14 protein-coding genes are annotated in these 17749 nt (G+C 60.8%); 12 read left to right on the top strand and 2 right to left on the bottom strand.

Annotation, left to right across the window (positions count from 1 at the left end; genetic code table 11):
• Positions 1-176 precede the first annotated feature (176 nt).
• Positions 177-491, top strand: a complete 315-nt coding sequence (locus CLU80_RS26395; RefSeq protein ID WP_099758861.1) for a hypothetical protein — start codon at positions 177-179, stop codon at positions 489-491.
• Between the two features lie 19 nt (positions 492-510).
• Here CLU80_RS26395 and CLU80_RS26390 read toward each other — a convergent pair whose 3' ends face one another.
• Positions 511-951 carry a carboxymuconolactone decarboxylase family protein gene (locus tag CLU80_RS26390; RefSeq protein WP_099758860.1) on the bottom strand — a complete coding sequence of 147 codons (441 nt, stop codon included), beginning with the start codon at positions 949-951 and terminating at the stop codon, positions 511-513.
• A 311-nt stretch (positions 952-1262) separates the two neighbouring features.
• On the opposite strand from CLU80_RS26390, the gene pdxR reads away from it, so the two are divergent.
• The 4 genes from pdxR to CLU80_RS26370 all read left to right on the top strand — a co-directional run bounded on the left by pdxR (position 1263) and on the right by CLU80_RS26370 (position 4687).
• A complete protein-coding gene (gene pdxR / locus CLU80_RS26385; protein WP_099758859.1) occupies positions 1263-2696 on the top strand; it encodes a MocR-like pyridoxine biosynthesis transcription factor PdxR in 1434 nt (477 codons plus the stop codon).
• A gap of 123 nt (positions 2697-2819) precedes the next feature.
• Positions 2820-3113 carry a putative quinol monooxygenase gene (locus tag CLU80_RS26380; RefSeq protein WP_008087993.1) on the top strand — a complete coding sequence of 98 codons (294 nt, stop codon included), beginning with the start codon at positions 2820-2822 and terminating at the stop codon, positions 3111-3113.
• Positions 3114-3352: 239 nt separating this feature from the next.
• Positions 3353-3757, top strand: a complete 405-nt coding sequence (locus CLU80_RS26375; protein WP_093437923.1) for a cupin domain-containing protein — start codon at positions 3353-3355, stop codon at positions 3755-3757.
• A gap of 216 nt (positions 3758-3973) precedes the next feature.
• The gene (locus tag CLU80_RS26370) at positions 3974-4687 is read left to right on the top strand and encodes an ATPase (RefSeq protein ID WP_099758858.1); all 714 of its coding nucleotides are present in this window, start codon (positions 3974-3976) and stop codon (positions 4685-4687) included.
• 166 nt (positions 4688-4853) lie between these two features.
• On the opposite strand, the gene CLU80_RS26365 is transcribed toward CLU80_RS26370, so the two are convergent.
• Positions 4854-9749, bottom strand: a complete 4896-nt coding sequence (locus CLU80_RS26365; RefSeq protein WP_093437914.1) for an NAD-glutamate dehydrogenase — start codon at positions 9747-9749, stop codon at positions 4854-4856.
• A gap of 504 nt (positions 9750-10253) precedes the next feature.
• Here CLU80_RS26365 and CLU80_RS26360 point away from each other — a divergent pair.
• The 7 genes from CLU80_RS26360 to CLU80_RS26330 all read left to right on the top strand — a co-directional run bounded on the left by CLU80_RS26360 (position 10254) and on the right by CLU80_RS26330 (position 17725).
• Positions 10254-10607, top strand: a complete 354-nt coding sequence (locus tag CLU80_RS26360) for a hypothetical protein (protein WP_099758857.1) — start codon at positions 10254-10256, stop codon at positions 10605-10607.
• Positions 10608-10879: 272 nt separating this feature from the next.
• Positions 10880-11839, top strand: coding sequence for an AAA family ATPase (locus CLU80_RS26355; RefSeq protein ID WP_007913915.1), 960 nt, complete (start codon positions 10880-10882; stop codon positions 11837-11839).
• A 5-nt stretch (positions 11840-11844) separates the two neighbouring features.
• Positions 11845-12789: a DUF58 domain-containing protein gene (locus tag CLU80_RS26350; protein ID WP_093437905.1), complete on the top strand. Its 945-nt coding sequence runs from the start codon at positions 11845-11847 to the stop codon at positions 12787-12789.
• The gene (locus CLU80_RS26345) at positions 12786-13283 is read left to right on the top strand and encodes a DUF4381 domain-containing protein (protein ID WP_038369283.1); all 498 of its coding nucleotides are present in this window, start codon (positions 12786-12788) and stop codon (positions 13281-13283) included. The genes CLU80_RS26350 and CLU80_RS26345 overlap by 4 nt, the downstream gene beginning before the upstream one ends.
• Positions 13276-14355: a vWA domain-containing protein gene (locus CLU80_RS26340; RefSeq protein WP_093437901.1), complete on the top strand. Its 1080-nt coding sequence runs from the start codon at positions 13276-13278 to the stop codon at positions 14353-14355. The genes CLU80_RS26345 and CLU80_RS26340 overlap by 8 nt, the downstream gene beginning before the upstream one ends.
• Complete coding sequence (locus CLU80_RS26335; protein WP_099758856.1) at positions 14352-16091, top strand: tetratricopeptide repeat protein; 1740 nt, start codon at positions 14352-14354, stop codon at positions 16089-16091. Before CLU80_RS26340 ends, CLU80_RS26335 begins: the two co-directional genes overlap by 4 nt.
• Positions 16088-17725 carry a BatD family protein gene (locus CLU80_RS26330; RefSeq protein ID WP_099758855.1) on the top strand — a complete coding sequence of 546 codons (1638 nt, stop codon included), beginning with the start codon at positions 16088-16090 and terminating at the stop codon, positions 17723-17725. The genes CLU80_RS26335 and CLU80_RS26330 overlap by 4 nt, the downstream gene beginning before the upstream one ends.
• Positions 17726-17749: the final 24 nt, after the last annotated feature.

Below are 17749 nucleotides of genomic sequence, written 5' to 3'. Positions count from 1 at the left end.
CCGTCCGTGGAATTGCCTCGCTGCACGGCTGACGAATCCTTGGAAATCGTCATCCTGAGGGCTGTTTATGAATCTGGTGTGACGGGCGGTGCAAAAAAACCATCACGGGAATTGCGCAAGGCTTGCACTAGACTCAAGCCATAGCGCGGCCCCGTCGGGCCGGCCAGGAGGCGAGCATGAACACACTGTGGCGATTGAGCCTTGGCGGGCTGTTGTTGATGGCGCTGTCGAGCGCTTATGCCGAACAGCCGTTGGGCTGTGTCGAGGTGACGGTCGGCGGTTACAAGGCGCCGAATTACGACTGTTTGAGCCAGCAGATGGGCAACAACCCGGAAGGCGCTGCGGCGGCGCAGAAGAATCAAGAGGCGATGAATGTGCCGGTGAATAAGCGGCCGCCGAATCAGGTTGGCCTGGCGACACCGGCGGCGACCAGCACGCGGATGGGGAATACCTTTGGCACCTCGGTGAAACCGCAACGGCCGGCGAATTAGGGCTGCGATCTTTTGATCTTCAATCGCTAGGCGTTTGGCGGAAGCTCACCGCGAGGCGATTCCAGCTGTTGATGGTGGTCACGGCCATGGTCAGGTCGACCAGTTCGCCTTCGCTGAACTGCTCGCGCGCCTGCTGATACACCTCATCAGGCACGCGGCTCTCCGCCAACAACGTCACCGACTCGGCCCAGGCCAACGCCGCACGCTCGCGCGGGTTGAAGAAGTTGCTGTCGCGCCACACCGCGATCGCATACAAACGCCGATCACTCTCCCCGGCCCGTCGCGCATCCACCGAGTGCATATCGGTGCAGAACGCACAGCCGTTGAGCTGCGAGGCACGGATCCTGATCAGTTGCAGCAGCGGCTGCTCGATGCTGAGGTTGGCGGTCAGCGCCTCCATGGCAATCATCGCTTTCATCGCTTTGGGCGAAGCGTTGTAGTAATCCAGGCGCGGGGACATGGGCGGGTCTCGGTAGACGGAATAATGAGTTCACCGTAAACGCCGACAGTGGTGCGTTACAGCCCCAATTTGTCGAATTGTGGGTACACCACTGAATCGCGGATATACACGATACCTGTGGGAGCGAGCTTGCTCGCGAAAGCGCCAATCCAGATACCCTATTTGGCGACTGACACACCGCATTCGCGAGCAAGCTCGCTCCCACAGGGGATCTAGGCCAATTTCGGGTTTTTGGGGTGCGCAACTATTGCCGATCCCGCAACAGCGGTAATCTGGCAGGCACGCCAATTAGCCCCAGGAGCCTCGTCGGTATGGAACTTCACGTCGTGATCAACGGCCGCAAGGATCTTGCCGGTCAGTTGTATCAGCAACTGCGCGGGGCCATTGAATCCGGGCGTCTGGCCGCCGGCACGCAGTTGCCACCCAGCCGTCTGCTCGCCGAGCAACTGGGCATCTCGCGCAAGACCATTTCCGACACCTACGCACAGCTAACCTACGAAAACTTCCTCACCGGGGTGATCGGCAAAGGCACCTACGTCAACGCGCGTCCGGCGCAGATCCAGCGCAAACAGAGCCACACCGAACTGGCCGGCGCCGAGGTGATCGAGAGCTGGCGCAATCTGCCGGTGTTTCTGCGTCACCCGACGCTGGAAGGTTCGCTGCGCTATGACTTTATCGGCGGCGCCACCAGCAAGGGCCAGTTCCCGCAGGATGATTGGCGCCGCTGCGTGTCTCACGCGATGCGGCAGATGGCGCAGTCCAAGGGTTTCTATAGCCTGCCCGAGGGCTTGCCGGCGCTGCGCAATGCGATTGCCCGGCACATCGCGTTTTCCCGGGGCATCAACTGCCAGGATGAAGACATCGTCGTGTGCAATGGCGCGCAACAGGCGCTGGATTTGATCACCCGTGTGCTGATCAGCCCCGGCAGTCTTGTAGCCATGGAAGATCCCGGTTATCCGCCGGCACGTTTGCTGTTCGCCACCCATGGCGCCGAGGTGGTCGGGATTCCGGTGGATGCCGAGGGCATTCAGGTCGAACACATTCCCGAGGGCACGCGCCTTATCTATGTCACGCCGTCGCACCAGTTCCCTCTGGGCATGCCGATGAGTCAGGCGCGCCGTGAAGCCTTGCTGGCTCGCGCGCATGAACTGGGCGCGATCATCATCGAGGACGACTATGACAGCGAATTCCGCTACGAAGGCCGGCCGACCGATTCGCTGTTCAATCTCGATCAGCGCGGCATCGTCGCTTACGTCGGTACGTTCTCGAAAACCCTGCTGCCGGAGCTGCGTTTGGGTTATGCAATCCTGCCGCCGGCGATTCTCGAAGCGGTGATCCGTGCCAAGCAACTCACCGATCTGCACGCCTCGACCCTGCCGCAATGGGCGCTGGCCAAGTTCATCGCCGAGGGCTGCCTGCTCAAGCATATCCGCCGCTGCCATGCGATTTATGCGCAGCGCCGCGAGCGGATTCTGGCGCGCATGGCCACTGATCTGGCGCCATGGCTGGAGGCGGTGCCGGCCAGCGCCGGGTTTCATATGGCGGTGTTCTGCAAAGTGCCGATCGACCTGCCGCTGGTGATCGAACTGGCGAAAAAAGTCGAAGTCGGGTTGTACTCGATCAACGGCTTCTATTATCAGCAACCGGCGAAAAACGGCCTGTACTTCGGCTTCGGCGCCATCGAAACCCTCGACATCGATATCGCTCTGGATCGCCTGAGCGACATTCTCCAGCAGGTCGCCTGAGCGATTGGCCTAAAGATTTAACCGCCGATTGGTTATTGGTGATCCCAGGGTGCAGGCCTATTCTGCACAGGCGTTATCCCTCAATGAGCAGGATTCGTCCGGCCTGATTCAGGAGTGTGAGCAATGTCCAACGAAGTGATCAATACGGTGCAGGTGCAGGCTGCCGCCGGCCGCTCGGATGAACTGGGCAAGCAACTGCAGAAGATCGTCGAAACCCTGCGCGAAACGCCGGGCTGCGATTCCTACCTGGTCGACCGCTGCCCCGAGGACAGCCACCGCTGGACGGTCAGTGCCCGCTGGCAGTCGGAAGCGGCGATGCAGGCGCATTTCAACCGGCCCGAGGCGCAGGGGTTTATTGACCTGATCGATAGTCGGTTGGCCAATAGCGTCGACTTCAATAGCTTCCCTATCGTCTGATCTGGCCCCTTCGCGAGCAAGCTCGCTCCCACAGGGTTATTGGTTGTTCACAAGATAGGTGAACAACCGCAGAACCTGTGGGAGCGAGCTTGCTCGCGAAGACGTATTCCGCCACACCAATAACCTTTCTGACGCCCCGCAAATTGGTCACCTGATCTTCCCGAATATTGGCCGTTTGAATGCGCCACCCTGCGGACTACTGTGATCAGCAACACCCCGATCATCACAGGTAACCCCCCATGAAAGCCCTGCCCTTCTTCGCCGCTGCCCTTGCCCTGAGCCTTTGCACTTCGGCCGTTTTCGCCCACGACCCGTCGGAAAAAGTCACCGTCCTGCAAGACCAGATGCTGAAAAACGCTCCCGGCAAAAAAGCCATGATGATCGAGGTCGACTACAAACCCGGCCAATCCTCGATCGCCCACAAACACGACGGCACGGCGATGGCTTACGTGCTCGAAGGTGAAGTGATTTCCCAAGTGAAGGGCGAACAGGCGATTACCTACAAAAAGGGCCAGTTCTGGTACGAACCGGCCGGCTCCGAACATCTGGTGTCGAAAAATGCCAGCAAAACCAAATCGGCCAAGTTGCTGGTATTCATGGTGCTGGCCCCGGACGAACAAGTGTTGATCCCGCTGAAAAACTGATGGCTGTTTAACCAGCCATAAATAAACAGGCGCAAATCGCTGATTGGCGCCTTTTTATTTCCCTGCGCAATTAACCGAATCGGGTTACAGCAAATGAAACTATTCAAAGGCCGTTAGCTCAGCAAATTGTCAGGTTGGCGGGTTTAGTCTGAGTTAACGGTCGTGATTTACGACTTTTAAACTTTCCGACTGATGTTGTTTCACGGGAGAAACACCATGAAACTTGCGTTCACCAGTGTACTGGCGATATCGGTTTTAACCCTCTCTGCCTGTTCAGTGCCGACGGCCCCAAAAGCAGTTTCCTCTCTCGATACTCTGCTGCCTCATCCCACCGGCCGCAGTAGCGCCACTCAGGTAAAAAGCGGTCCCGGCGTATCGCTCGGCGTGGTCTACAGCCCAAGTACCCAGACCAACCGTGAATACCTGCGTGACTATCAAGCCAACGCCGGCACCGGTTTCGGCCAGAGCCTGCTGGTGCAGCCGATCCACGACGCCTATGTCGCCAGCTCGAAACCAGACATGGCGGTGAAATGGGTCAACGCGTCCCTGCAACGCCAATTCGGCTCGGTAACGGTGTATCCAGACATGCAAAGCCTGCGTGCAGCCAAGCCTGATGTGGTGGCGATTGTCGACACTCACAGCCAGTTGATCACTTCGCGCAGTTCCGACATCAAGGCCGACGTCAGTGCCGATTTTTATGATGCGCAGCTGAACTATATCGGTACGGCGAAAGGCTCCGAGGCAAGAGAGCTGACACCGGTGTGGGCGGACTTCAAGGGTTCAGAAGAAATTGTGGCGGATATTAACCAGCAGCAGGATGTGCAAGTTAGGGCGCTGCAGAAGTTTGACCAGTCGCTCAACAATTTGGTCGCGCGGCCTGCGGACAAAGTGTCGATGCTGGATAGTAAACAGTCATCTAAGTTGTATTGATACCAAGGGACCCTTCGCGAGCAAGCTCGCTCCCACAGGGGGAATGCATTTCAAATGTGGGAGCGAGCTTGCTCGCGAAGGGGCCGCAACAGGCACCACAAAAACCCTCAAACATAAAAAAGCCCCGGCATCTCTCGACCCCGGGGCTTTTTCATTCAGCGCTTACTTATGCCAATTCAAGCTCGGCATTCGCAGCCACCGCAGGCACTACCGCTTGCCCGCTCAACGCCAGATCCAGCAGCTCACGGTTGGCCACGGCATACATGGCGTAGTCCGTGCCGCTTGCCGCGCGGATTTCCACCAGCATGGCGCGCCAGCGCGAGATCATGCTTTCGTGCTGTTCCATCCACAGCGCCAGACGTGCTTCCACGTCTTGAGTGCCGTCGCCCTGTTGCAGGACGGAGATGGTGATCGCCCGTTGCTGCCAGTCGACGTCATCACGGAACGCTTCACGGGCCAGGGCTTGCCAGTTGTTTTCAACCGGCAGCGCGCTGATCTGTTGCAGGTACCAGGTGATGTCCAGCGCACTGCCCACGGCGAAGTAAGCCTTGGCCACTTCAGCAGGGTTCTGGCCAGTCACGTCGGACGCTTCGATGATCGGCAGCAAGGTGTACAGGTGCGAGGTGCCCGCAACCATACGCGCCAGCAGTTCCGGCACACCGGCTTCGACGTAAGCCTGATAACGCGCCTGCCAGTTTTCACGGATTTCGCCGCTCAGCAGTTCGTCGAGCTTCAAACCCAGCTCTTTCAGGTGCGGGCCGAAGTGCGCGGTATCACGGGCAGCGTTCTGCTCGTTGCGACGGGCACGCAGGAACCAGCGCGTAGCGCGGCGACCCAGACGCATCAGTTCGTCCATCAGCTCCAACTGCACGTCAGCGCTGACTTGGTAGTCCAGCGCTTCGATCTGACGGAACCAGTGCGGGAGGTGGAAGATGTCACGCACGATCACGTAAGCACCGGCCACATTCGCCGGGCTCATGCCGGTCGACTCTTTGAGTCGTTGAACGAAGGTGATGCCCATGTGGTTGACCAGGTCGTTGGCGATCTGGGTGCTGACGATCTCGCGCTTCAGACGGTGACGACGCATGGCTTCGGAGAACTTGCTGACCAGGGTCGGCGGGAACGCAGTTTCCATGTCGCGGGTCAGGTAGTCGTCGTCCGGCACCAAGGAGCCCAACAGCTGCTCTTTGAGGTCGATCTTGCTGTACGAGATCAGCACCGACAGCTCAGGACGGGTCAGACCGTGGCCTTCGGCAATGCGCTCGTTGATCTGCTCTTCGGTCGGCAGGAACTCGATGGCACGGTCCAGCTTGCCACGGCCTTCCAGATCACCCATCAGACGCTTGTACTCAGCGATGCGTTCGTAGGCACGGCGCGCCGCCAGGGACAGGGCCTGAGTCTGCTTGTAGTTGTTGCCCAGCACCAGGTTGCCGACTTCGTCGGTCATGCTCGCCAGCAACTGGTTGCGTTGCTTATCGGTCATGTCACCGGCCTGAACCACTTCGTTCAGCAGGATCTTGATGTTCACTTCGTGGTCGGAGCAGTCCACGCCACCGGCGTTGTCGATGAAGTCGGTGTTGGAACCGCCGCCATTCAGACCAAACTCCACTCGACCCAGTTGGGTCATGCCGAGGTTACCGCCCTCGCCCACGACTTTGCAGCGCAGCTCGTTGCCGTTCACGCGCAGTGCATCGTTGGCCTTGTCGCCGACATCGGCGTGGCTCTCGGTGCTCGCTTTCACATAAGTACCGATACCGCCGTTCCACAGCAGATCCACCGGTGCCTTGAGCAAGGCGTTCAGCAGTTCGGTCGGGGTCAGCTTGTCAGCCTTGATGTCGAAGCGTTCCTGCATCTGCGGGGAGATCGCGATGCTCTTCGCGCTGCGCGAGAAGATGCCGCCACCTTCGGACATGATGCTGGTGTCGTAGTCGGTCCAGGCCGAACGCGGCAGGTCGAACATGCGCTGACGCTCGACGAAGCTGGTTGCCGGGTTAGGGTTCGGATCGATGAAGATGTGCATGTGGTTGAAGGCAGCGACCAGTTGCAGCTTGTCGGACATCAACAGGCCGTTACCGAACACGTCACCGGCCATGTCGCCGACGCCGACCACAGTGATGCTGTCTTCCTGAACATTGATGCCGCGCTCGCGGAAGTGACGTTGTACGCCAACCCACGCGCCTTTGGCGGTAATGCCCATTTTCTTGTGGTCGTAACCGGCCGAACCACCGGACGCAAACGCGTCACCCAGCCAGAAGCCGTAATCGATGGCGATGCCGTTGGCGATGTCGGAGAAGGTCGCAGTGCCCTTGTCCGCTGCTACTACCAGGTACGGGTCATCGTCGTCATGACGCACGACGTTGGCCGGCGGTACCAGCGCGCCGTCTTTCAGGTTGTCGGTGATGTCCAACAGACCGGAAATGAAGATGCGGTAGCAGGCGATGCCCTCGGCCGCGATCTCGTCACGGCTGCCGCCCAGTGGCAGACGACGCGGCAGGAAGCCGCCCTTCGCGCCCACCGGCACGATGACCGAGTTCTTCACTTGCTGGGCTTTTACCAGGCCGAGGACTTCGGTACGGAAGTCTTCTTCACGGTCGGACCAGCGCAGACCACCACGCGCGACGTTACCGAAGCGCAGGTGCACGCCTTCAACGCGTGGCGAGTAGACGAAGATTTCGAACTTCGGCACTGGCTTCGGCAGTTCAGGGATCGCGTGCGGGTTGAACTTGAAGCTGAAGTACGACTTGTTCTGGCCGTTGGCGTCAGTCTGATAGAAGTTGGTCCGCAGGGTGGCTTTGATCAGGTCAAGGTAACGACGCAGGATGCGGTCTTCGTTGAGCACCTGAACGTCGTCCAGTGCGGTCAGAATCGCTTGTTCCAGACGCTGTTGCTTGTCTTCCAGATCGTCGTCGCTGAGCTTGCGCGCCAGATAGAAGCGGGTCTTGAACAACCGGGTCAGCTCGCGAGCGATGTCGGTGTGGTTGTTCAGGGTGCTGGCGATGTAACCCAGATCGAAGCCCAGACGAATCTGCTTCAGGTAACGCGCGTAAGCACGCAGCAGCGCCACGTCGCGCCACGGCAGGCCGGCGGTCAGCACCAGACGGTTGAACGCATCGTTTTCGGCGTCGCCGCGAACGATGTGGACGAAGGCGTCCTGCAGGGTGTCGTTGAGTTGCTGGATGTCGAGGTCGAGGCCTTCAGCGGCAGTGAACGCGAAGTCGTGGATCCAGAACTCGCGGCCATTGGTGTGACGCAGACGGTACGGGAATTCACCCAGTACGCGCAGACCGAGGTTTTCCAGGATCGGCAAGACGTCGGACAGCGCCAGCGGCGTGTCGGCGTGATACAGCTTGCAATGCAGCTCGCGCTGGCCGGAGACCTGACCGAGCGGCTGATAGAAGCTCATCACCAGCGGATTTTTTTCGTTGAGGCTCAGCAGGTGCTGCATGTCGACGACGGCCGAATGCGCTGCAAAACGCTCGCGGTAGCCGGCCGGGAAGCCTTTCGGGAAGTCGGCCAGCACGTTGGTGCCGTGGGCTTCGCCGAAGCTTTCGACGGTCAGTGCGGCGTAGTCGTCCTGCCAGCTGCGGCAGGCTTGTACGACTTCTTTTTCCAGCAGCACGGTGTCGATGTCGAGACGGTTTTTCGGGTCGACACGCAGGATCAACTGCACGCGCGCCAGAACCGACTCGGAGAAGAATGTCCAGAATTCACAATCGGAGGCCTTCAGGCGCTCCATCAGCACTTGCTGGATCTTCTGGCGAACTTCGGTGGAGTAGATGTCGCGTGGCACGTAGGCCAGGCAGTAGCAGAAACGACCGTACGGGTCTTTGCGCAGGAACACGCGGATCTTGTTGCGTTCCTGGATCTGCACGATCGACATCACGGTGGTGAACAGTTCGTCGACCGGGGTCTGGAACAGGTCATCACGCGGCAGTACTTCAAGCACCTGCGCCAGTTCCTTGCCCAGGTGAGCCTTGGACTGGAAGCCGGAGCGACGCTCGATTTCTTCGACCTTGCGGCGGATGAACGGGATGACCCGCACGCTCTCGCCATACACCGAGGAGGTGTACAGGCCCATGAAGCGGTGTTCCTTGATGACTTTGCCGTCAGCGTCGATCTCACGGATCGACACGTAGTCCGGGTAGGCCGGACGGTGAACACGGCTTGGGTGCGCAGCCTTGGCGAACGACAGCAGGGTCGGTTCGCGCAGGTAGCTGACGGCGTAGTCTTCGATGCGCAGGTCATCGTAGGTCAGGCCGGTGCGCAGCAATTTGGTCAGGCCGAGGAAGGAGTTCTGGTCATACTCGATGTGGCCGCCATCGGCCTGATCGGTAACCACGAATTCTTCGTAGCCGAGGAAGGTGAAGTGGTTGCCCACCAGCCATTCCAGGAAGCTTTTGATTTCGTTCTTTTCATCGGCGTCGACGGCGAAGGCGCTGTTGTCGAGCTGGGTGAGGATGTCCTGCACCTTGGCTTTCATCGGCTCGAAATCGGCGACCGCGACGCGGACTTCACCGAGAACCTGTTCCAGCTCTTTGCTCAGCACATTCAGTTCGGCCGCGTTGGCGCAGCGATCGATTTCCAGGTACATCAGCGATTCGTGCAACACGCCTTCGCCGGTGCTGCCTTTTGGCAGGATTTCCAGCAGCTCGCCCTTGCTGCCACGACGTACGCTGAGCACGGTGGTTTGCAGGGTGTGGATGCTGTAGCCGCGACGGTTCAGCTCGGTACGGACCGAGTCGACCAGGAATGGCAGGTCGTGGTGCAGGACTTCGACCGCGGTGTGGGTCGACTGCCAGCCATGACGCTCGTAATCGGGGTTGTAAACGCGCACTTGCGGTTGCGCGTGATCGAAGCGCTCAAGCAGGCGCCACGCAGAAAGAGTACAGCCAGCGAGGTCGGAGAGGCGACGTTGAGTCAGCTCGTCCAGAGAAATGATGCCGAAGAATTGTTCAGCGAACAGCGCCACTTGTGGCAGTGCCTGTTCACTGATGTGCTGCGCCAGTGCCGCTTGCAGTTGGTGCTGGAAGTCGGCTTTGCTGGCTGCGGTGAAGAACGCCATCTGTGGTACTCCGCTTAAGCTTGTTATTGATGGAAAGCGTCGCGTGCAACACCCCTTTCGGGGCTTGTGTCGCCCTGTTCCTGATTCTCGGGCAGAGGAAACAGGGGGACAGGTGGGTGAAGCTGGACGGGACACTCAGGTCACATTCACCTTCCATAGAATGAGCATCTGCAAAAGCGACTGCCAGCGGTGCCGACAATGCCTTTACGGGTGCTCATCCGTTGCGCAGCTTAAAGGGTGCGACAATGTGTCTGCTTGCGGTGCTGCGACATATTCGGTCATTGGCACGTAAACCGAGGGTCTGGCACCGGTAAACACTAGCAGTCGTGGCGAAAAATGTTGGTCTGAATGCCCGTTTTTACGGTACATGCGTGCCAGAAATGACCATTGATCCATGTCGCGTTCACGACACATCCTCTGACACTCTCACATGCAGAAATTCCCAAGGACTGGCAGAATCGCGCCCATTAGCGACCAACACGCCCCCAGAGGCAGGAATTGACCATGCAAATGACCACCGCCCTACTGATCGTCAACCCGTGCGATGACGAAGAAGACAACATGGCCATGCTCTGCTGCCACAGCGACAAGGGCGACATGTTCCTGATGAGCCGCTACCCGGACGAGGATGAGCTGGAGATCACCCTGGATGGCGAACCTTCGACGCTGGACGGGGTGAAAGTCACCCTGACCTCGAACCTGTTGAAGATCGAGATTGGTGCGGCGGATGCCGATGCGTTGAACGGGGATGATGTGCTGGAGATCAGCTTTAACCCGGACATGGTGGATATGGATGAGGTGGTCGAGACCTTGACGAATATCCTCGACGGGACGGGTACCTTCATTAACGAAGTTTGATCGCGTCTGAACCGGCCTCTTCGCGAGCAAGCTCGCTCCCACATTTGATAGGTGCACGCCGCTCAAATGTGGGAGCGAGCCTGCTCGCGAAGAGGCCCGAAAGAACACCGCCCTTCCCCGGCACTACAAAAATCCAACAAATCCCCCAGTCATTTCCCGCACTTTGCGCAAAATGCCGTTAGTCGCCACCCCCCGCGATGGATTAAAGTAACGCCCCCAGCCCCGGCGTTATCCGAACGCCTGTGGCCACCCCTTTCCAGGAACAGTCACCGATGGAACATCGTGAAGCGCTGCTGGCGCTGCGAACCTTTCTTTCAACGCAGATTCTCGGCCAGGAAAAACTCATCGAGCGTTTGCTCATCGCCCTGCTCGCCGACGGCCACATGCTGGTCGAGGGCGCTCCGGGTCTGGCCAAGACCAAAGCGATCAAAGAGCTCGCCGAGGGCATCGAAGCCCAGTTCCATCGCATTCAGTTCACCCCGGACCTGCTGCCGGCCGACATCACCGGCACCGAGATCTATCGCCCGGAAACCGGCAGTTTCGTGTTCCAGCAAGGGCCGATCTTCCACAACCTGGTGCTGGCGGACGAAATCAACCGCGCCCCGGCCAAGGTGCAATCGGCGCTGCTCGAAGCCATGGCCGAGCGTCAGGTCAGTGTCGGCCGCAGCACTTATGAGCTGTCGCCGCTGTTTCTGGTGATGGCCACGCAGAACCCGATCGAGCAGGAAGGCACCTATCCGCTGCCGGAAGCACAACTCGACCGTTTCCTGATGCACGTGAAAATCGGTTTCCCGGACGCTGCCGTCGAACGCCGCATCCTCCAGCAGGCCCGTGGCGAAGCGCTGAACGGCGAGACCAAGCCTGAACGCCGCGTCAGCCAGCAGGCGATCTTTGCCGCGCGCAAGGAAATCCTTGGCCTGTATATGGCCGACGCCGTGGAGGAATATCTGGTGCAACTGGTCATGGCCACGCGCAACCCGGCCAAGTTCGACCCGGAAATGGCCGAGTGGATTGCCTACGGCGCCAGCCCGCGCGGCTCGATCGCACTCGACCGCTGTGCCCGCGCCCACGCCTGGCTGGCCGGTCGCGACTTCGTCAGCCCGGAAGACATTCAAGCGGTGCTATTCGATGTGTTGCGTCACCGCATCATTTTGTCGTTTGAAGCCGAAGCCGCCGGCATCGATCAGGATCGGGTGGTGCAGCGGATTCTCGACGTCGTAGCCGTCGCTTGACCCCCATGAACGCCCCCCTGCCGTCCGAACCCGGTATTCGTGTCAGCCTCGCCGAGCTGATCGAGATGCGCCACCGCGTGCGTGAAGTGCAGCTGTTTTCCACGCCGAGTCAGCGCAGCCCGCTGATCGGCCTGCATCACTCGAAATTCCGTGGCCGTGGCGTCGACTTCGATCAGGTGCGGGTCTATCAGGCCGGCGACGACGTGCGCACCATCGACTGGCGCGTAACGGCGCGCACGCAAGAACCGCACACCAAGCTGTTCCATGAAGAACGCGAGCGGCCGATTTTCATCATGGTCGAGCAAAGCACACGGCTGTTTTTCGGCTCGGGGCTGATGTTCAAATCGGTACTGGCAGCGCAAGTAGCGGCGCTGATCGGCTGGGCCGCACTCGGCCATAACGACCGGGTTGGCGGGCTGGTGTTCGGCGACAACGAGCACTACGAAATCAAGCCTCGGCGCAGCAAACAAAGCCTACTGCAATTGCTCAACCGTTTGGTCAAGGTCAATCAGTCGCTGCACAGCGAGCGCGAGCCGGATCGCGATGCGTTTGGCGTGGCGCTGCGCCGTGCCCGTGAAGTATTGCGCCCGGGCAGTCTGGTGATCGTCATCTGCGACGAGCGCGCGTTGTCCGACAGCGCTGAACAACAATTGAGCCTGCTCTCGCGCCATTGTGATTTGCTGATGCTGCCGCTGTCCGATCCCCTCGATCACGCCCTGCCCGCCGCCGGTCTTCTCCGATTCGCCGAACGCGGCGCGCAACTCGAACTCGATACGCTGAATTTCGACCTGCGCCAGACCTATCGCGCCCAGGCCGAAGCACGCATCGCGCGTTGGGAATTGCTCGCGCAAAAATTGCGGGTATTGCTGATGCCGCTGAGCACGCAAAGTGAAATGGTCGAGCAGATGCGCGAATTCCTCAATCCGCAGCGTCCGGGGAAAGGTCGATGAACGGCCTCGAACAACTGCAACCGCTGATCTCGCCGCCACCGATTGCCTTCTGGCCACCGGCTCCGGGCTGGTGGCTGCTGCTGTTGTTATTGCCGCTGCTCGGTTTCGCCGTGTGGAAGCTGCGCCGTTTCATCCCGATGAAGAAACGCCCGATCGTGCGTGCCGAACAGCCGCTCGACCCGGTGCGCATCGCCGCCCTCGCTGAACTCGCACAAATGCCCAAACCCTACGACGGCGCGCCGGCCGGGGCGTGGTTGCAGCAACTCAACGGCCTGCTCAAACGCCTGTGCCGCAACCACTATCCCTACAGCCAGAGCCACACCCTCAATGGGCGTAAATGGCTGGCGTTCCTCGACAACCGTTGCCCGGCTGCCGGCCTCACCCGTTGGATGGTGCTGGTTGAAGGCGCGTACAAACCGGAATGCAAACTCGACGACAAAGCCATCGCCGGCCTGACCCAAGCGGTTGACACGTGGATTCGCAAACATGTTTGAGTTCGCCTGGCCGTGGATCTTTGTGCTGGTGCCGCTGCCGTGGCTGATGCGCCTGGTGCTGCCAGTGGCCGACAGCGGCGAACCCGCGCTGAAAGTCAGTTTCCTCGCCGATCTGGAAGGCCTCGCCCGCCGTCGCGCTCGCGCCAACCTTCCGGCGTGGCGTCAACAAGCGCCGTTCATGCTGCTGTGGCTGTTGCTGCTGACTGCCGCCGCCCGCCCGCAATGGCTCGGCGAACCGCTGCCGATTGCCGCCAGCGGGCGTGATCTGCTGGTGGCGGTGGACGTGTCCGGTTCGATGGATTTCCCGGATATGCAGTGGCAGGACGAAGAAGTCAGTCGCCTGACGCTGGTGCAACATCTGCTCGGTGATTTCCTCGAAAGTCGCGATGGCGACCGCGTCGGTTTGATCCTGTTTGGCAGTCAGGCGTATCTGCAAGCGCCGCTGACGTTTGATCGCCGCACCGTGCGCGTCTGGCTCGACGAAGCGCGGATCGGCATAGCCGGCAAGAACACTGCGATCGGCGACGCCATCGGTCTGGCGCTGAAACGCCTGCGCCTGCGTCCGGCGCAAAGTCGTGTGCTGATTCTGGTCACTGACGGCGCTAACAATGGCGGCGAAATCGATCCGCTGACGGCGGCAAAACTGGCCGCCAGCGAAGGCGTCAAAATCTATCCGATCGGTATCGGCGCCAATCCCGAGGACAGCGGTTCGACCGGTTTGCTTGGGGTCAATCCAAGTCTGGATCTCGACGAACCAGCGCTAAAAGCCATCGCCGAAGTCACCGGCGGCCAGTACTTCCGTGCCCACGACGGCAAGGAACTGCAAGCGATCAAAGACACCCTCGATCAACTCGAACCGGTCACCCAGCAACCGACTCAGGCGCGCCCGGCACAAGCCTTGTATCACTGGCCTTTGGCGCTGGCGCTGTGGCTGAGTCTGTTGCTGGTCGCGCGTGAATTGTGGCCGGACAACCCGCTGCAACGCCTGTTCACCAAGGAGCTGTATCTGCAAAGTCCGCTGCCTGACTGGCGTGAGCGCCTTAAGCGCTTGCGTCTGCGGAGGCGCCGATGATCGCGCTCTGGCCGCACTGGTTCCGTCCGTGGTGGTTGCTGTTGCTACCGCTGCTGGGCTGGCTGATCTGGCAACTCTGGCATCGGCAGAAGCGCGCCGGGCGCTGGCAGATGATTTTGCCGCCGGCGTTTCATGCCACCCTGCTCAGCGGCGGCAATGGTCGCGACAGCAAACTGCCGTGGGTTGCCCTTGGCGTGGCGTGGCTGCTGACGGTTCTTGCGCTGCTCGGACCGAGTTGGGAGCGCGTCGAACAGACCAGTCAGAAACCCGCCGATCCGTTGGTGGTGGTACTGGAACTGACCCCGGAAATGCTCGCCACCGACTCGCCGCCGACACGACTGGAACAGGCGCGGCGCAAGCTGTTCGACCTGTTGCAGGCGCGCAGCGATGCGCAGACCGCCATCGTCGTCTACGCCGGCAGCGCGCACACGCTGGTGCCGCTGTCGGATGACCTGGCGACCAGCCGCAATCTGCTCGACGCGCTCAAACCGTCGCTGATGCCGGAAAGCGGCCATCGTGCCGATCTCGCCGTGAGCAAAGCGCTGGCCTTGCTCAAACAAGGCGCGCTCGGTCAGGGGCGGATTCTGTTGATCGGCTCGTCATTGAACGAAGAGGAACGCCAGGGTATTCGGCGTGCCCTCAACGGTGAGTCGGCACAACTGCTGATGCTCGGCGTCGGCACCGCCGAAGGTGCGCCGATTGCCCAAGAGGACGGCAGTTTCCTCAAGGACGAGCAAGGCGCGATTCGCGTGCCGCAACTCGACAGTCCGGGACTGAGCGCGTTCCTCAACAGTGTTGGCGGCGAATACCACCCTGCCCGCCTCGACGAAGCGGATCTTGGCGCGCTCGGGCTACTCAACGGCCCGCGCAGCTTGCGTGACGATGGCCAGACCGTGCGCCTCGATACCTGGGCCGATCAGGGTTACTGGCTGCTGTTGCCGCTGTTGTTGCTCGCCGCTTGCGCCGGCCGCCGTGGGTGGTTGTTCTGCCTGCCGCTGCTGTTTTGCTTGCCGCAGCCCAGCTACGCTTTCGACTTCGAAGACCTGTGGCTGCGTCCCGACCAACAGGGCCTGCATTTGCTCAAGCAAAAGCGCCCGGTCGAAGCCGCCCAACATTTCGAAGATCATCAGTGGCAAGGGGTGGCGTTGTACGAGGCCGGCGACTACAGTGGCGCCGCCCAGCGCTTCGCCGAAGGCAGCGATGCCCGCGCCCACTACAATCGTGGCAACGCCTTGGCGAAAAGCGGTGAGCTGGAAGCGGCAATCGACGCCTATGAACAGGCACTGGAACTGCAACCGGATTTGCGCCCGGCGCAGACCAACAAGGCGCTGGTGGAAAACCTGCTCAAGCAGAAAAACACACCGCCGCCCGCCGAGCCGGACACCAAACCGAGCGAACAGCAAAGTCTGCCGGGCGACGAACCACCGCCAGCGGCCGCACCGCCACCGGCGGTAAAAAGTGAAACCCAGAGCGAGGCGCAACCGACCGAATCGGCCAGCGAACCGCCACCGACCACACCGCCGCAGCCTGGCCCCAACGAGGTGCCGGGCAGCGACGAAGAAGAACAAACGGACACCGTGCCGACGCTGCGCCCGAGTGAAGACAACCTCGAAGGCGAGCAACGTCAGGCACTGGAGCAATGGCTGGGCAAGATCCCGGATGATCCGGGCGAACTGCTGCGACGCAAATTCTGGTACGAACAGCAACAACATCAGGATCAGGAAAACACTCGATGACCCGCTTCACCGCTCTCTTGCTGCCCCTGCTGCTCTGCACGGCCACCGCCCAGGCGGCCGAGCTGACCGCCAGTGTGGATCGCAGTCGCCTGAACTCCGGCGAGACGGTCGAACTCACCCTCGAAACCAGCGACGTCACCCAGTTCGGCAAACCCGACCTGACCGCGCTGGAAGCGTTGTTCGAAGTGCGCGGCACGCGGCAGGTCAACCAGCTCAACACCCTCAATGGCGACAACCGCGCGACCACGCGCTGGATCATCACCCTGCTGCCGAAAGAGAACGGCAGCGTGGTGATCCCGCCGCTGCAACTGGGCGACGCGCAGAGCCAGCCGATCACCGTGCAAGTGGTCGAGAGCGACACCCGCGAGAATAAGAACAGCCTTGATCCGGTGTTCATCGAAGCCAGTCTCGATCAGTCCAGCGTCTACGTGCAGGCGCAGGCAATCCTTACGCTGCGCATCTACCATTCGGTGTCGCTGTACGACGACAGCAGCCTGACGCCGCTGCAAATCGCCGATGCGCGCATCGAACAGCTTGGCGATACGCGTACCTACGAAAAAGACCTCAACGGCGTGCGCCATGGCGTGATCGAAATGCGCTACGCGATCTACCCGCAGCACAGCGGTTTGCTGACCATTACGCCGCAGACCTTCAGCGCGACACTGGTCGATACGCAGCCGTCACAGGATGCCAATGCGCAGGGGCCAAAGCCGGGCAAACTGATGCGCGTCAGTTCCGCCGAAATTCCCCTGACCGTCAAACCCAAACCGCTGACCTACCCGGTCGACGCGCCATGGCTGCCCGCGCGCAGCCTGAGCCTCAGCGAAAGCTGGAACCCGGAACCGGAACACACGCAGGTCGGCGACTCGATGACCCGCAGCCTGACCCTGAAAGTCGAAGGCCTCGCCAGCTCGCAACTGCCAGCGCTGCCCGCCACCGAGGTCAACGGCCTGCGCCGCTACCCCGATCAACCGGTGCTGAGCAACCAAAGCACCGACCGGGGCATTGTTGGCAGCCGTGAAGAACGCGAAGCCTTGGTGCCGAGCCGCAGCGGCGCCATCGAATTGCCGACGGTGGACGTGGTCTGGTGGAACACCTTCGAAGACCACCTGGAACACAGCAGCCTGCCCGCGCGCACGCTGCAAGTAGCCAACAACCCGAGCCTGCAAGTCGACACCCCGACCGGCAACCTGCAGCCGAGCATCGTCGATAACGACGTGTTGTGGTGGTGGAAACTCAGCACCCTGATCCTCGCCTGCACCACCCTGCTCGGCTTCGGCCTGTGGTGGCGCGCACGCTGGCAACCGGCAGTGCATCGCGCCGCCCAAACCGGCCCGAGCCCGCGCACGTTGATGGATGACATCAAACGTGCGAGCCAGGCGAATGACCCGCAGGCGACGCGGCAGGCACTGGATGCGTGGGCGCGGCAGCAGCCGGAGACACTGGCGGACATGGCAGCGCGGTTTGTGCCGTTGTCGGATGCGCTGGATGGGTTGAATGGTGCGCTGTACAGCGAGACGGGGCAGCATTGGCAGGGTGAGGATTTGTGGCGGGCGATTCGGACTATTCCGGCGGCGGAACGGGTGCAGGATCCGGTGGGTGATAGTGGATTGCCGCCGCTTTATCCAAAGTAAAAGCAAAAGATCGCAGCCTTCGGC

This window comes from Pseudomonas sp. 29 (assembly GCF_002754355.1).
Classification (GTDB): Bacteria; Pseudomonadota; Gammaproteobacteria; order Pseudomonadales; family Pseudomonadaceae; genus Aquipseudomonas; species Aquipseudomonas neuropathica.
The sequence above is the reverse complement of the archived record's forward strand: the minus strand, read 5'-3'. Positions and strand labels throughout refer to the sequence as shown.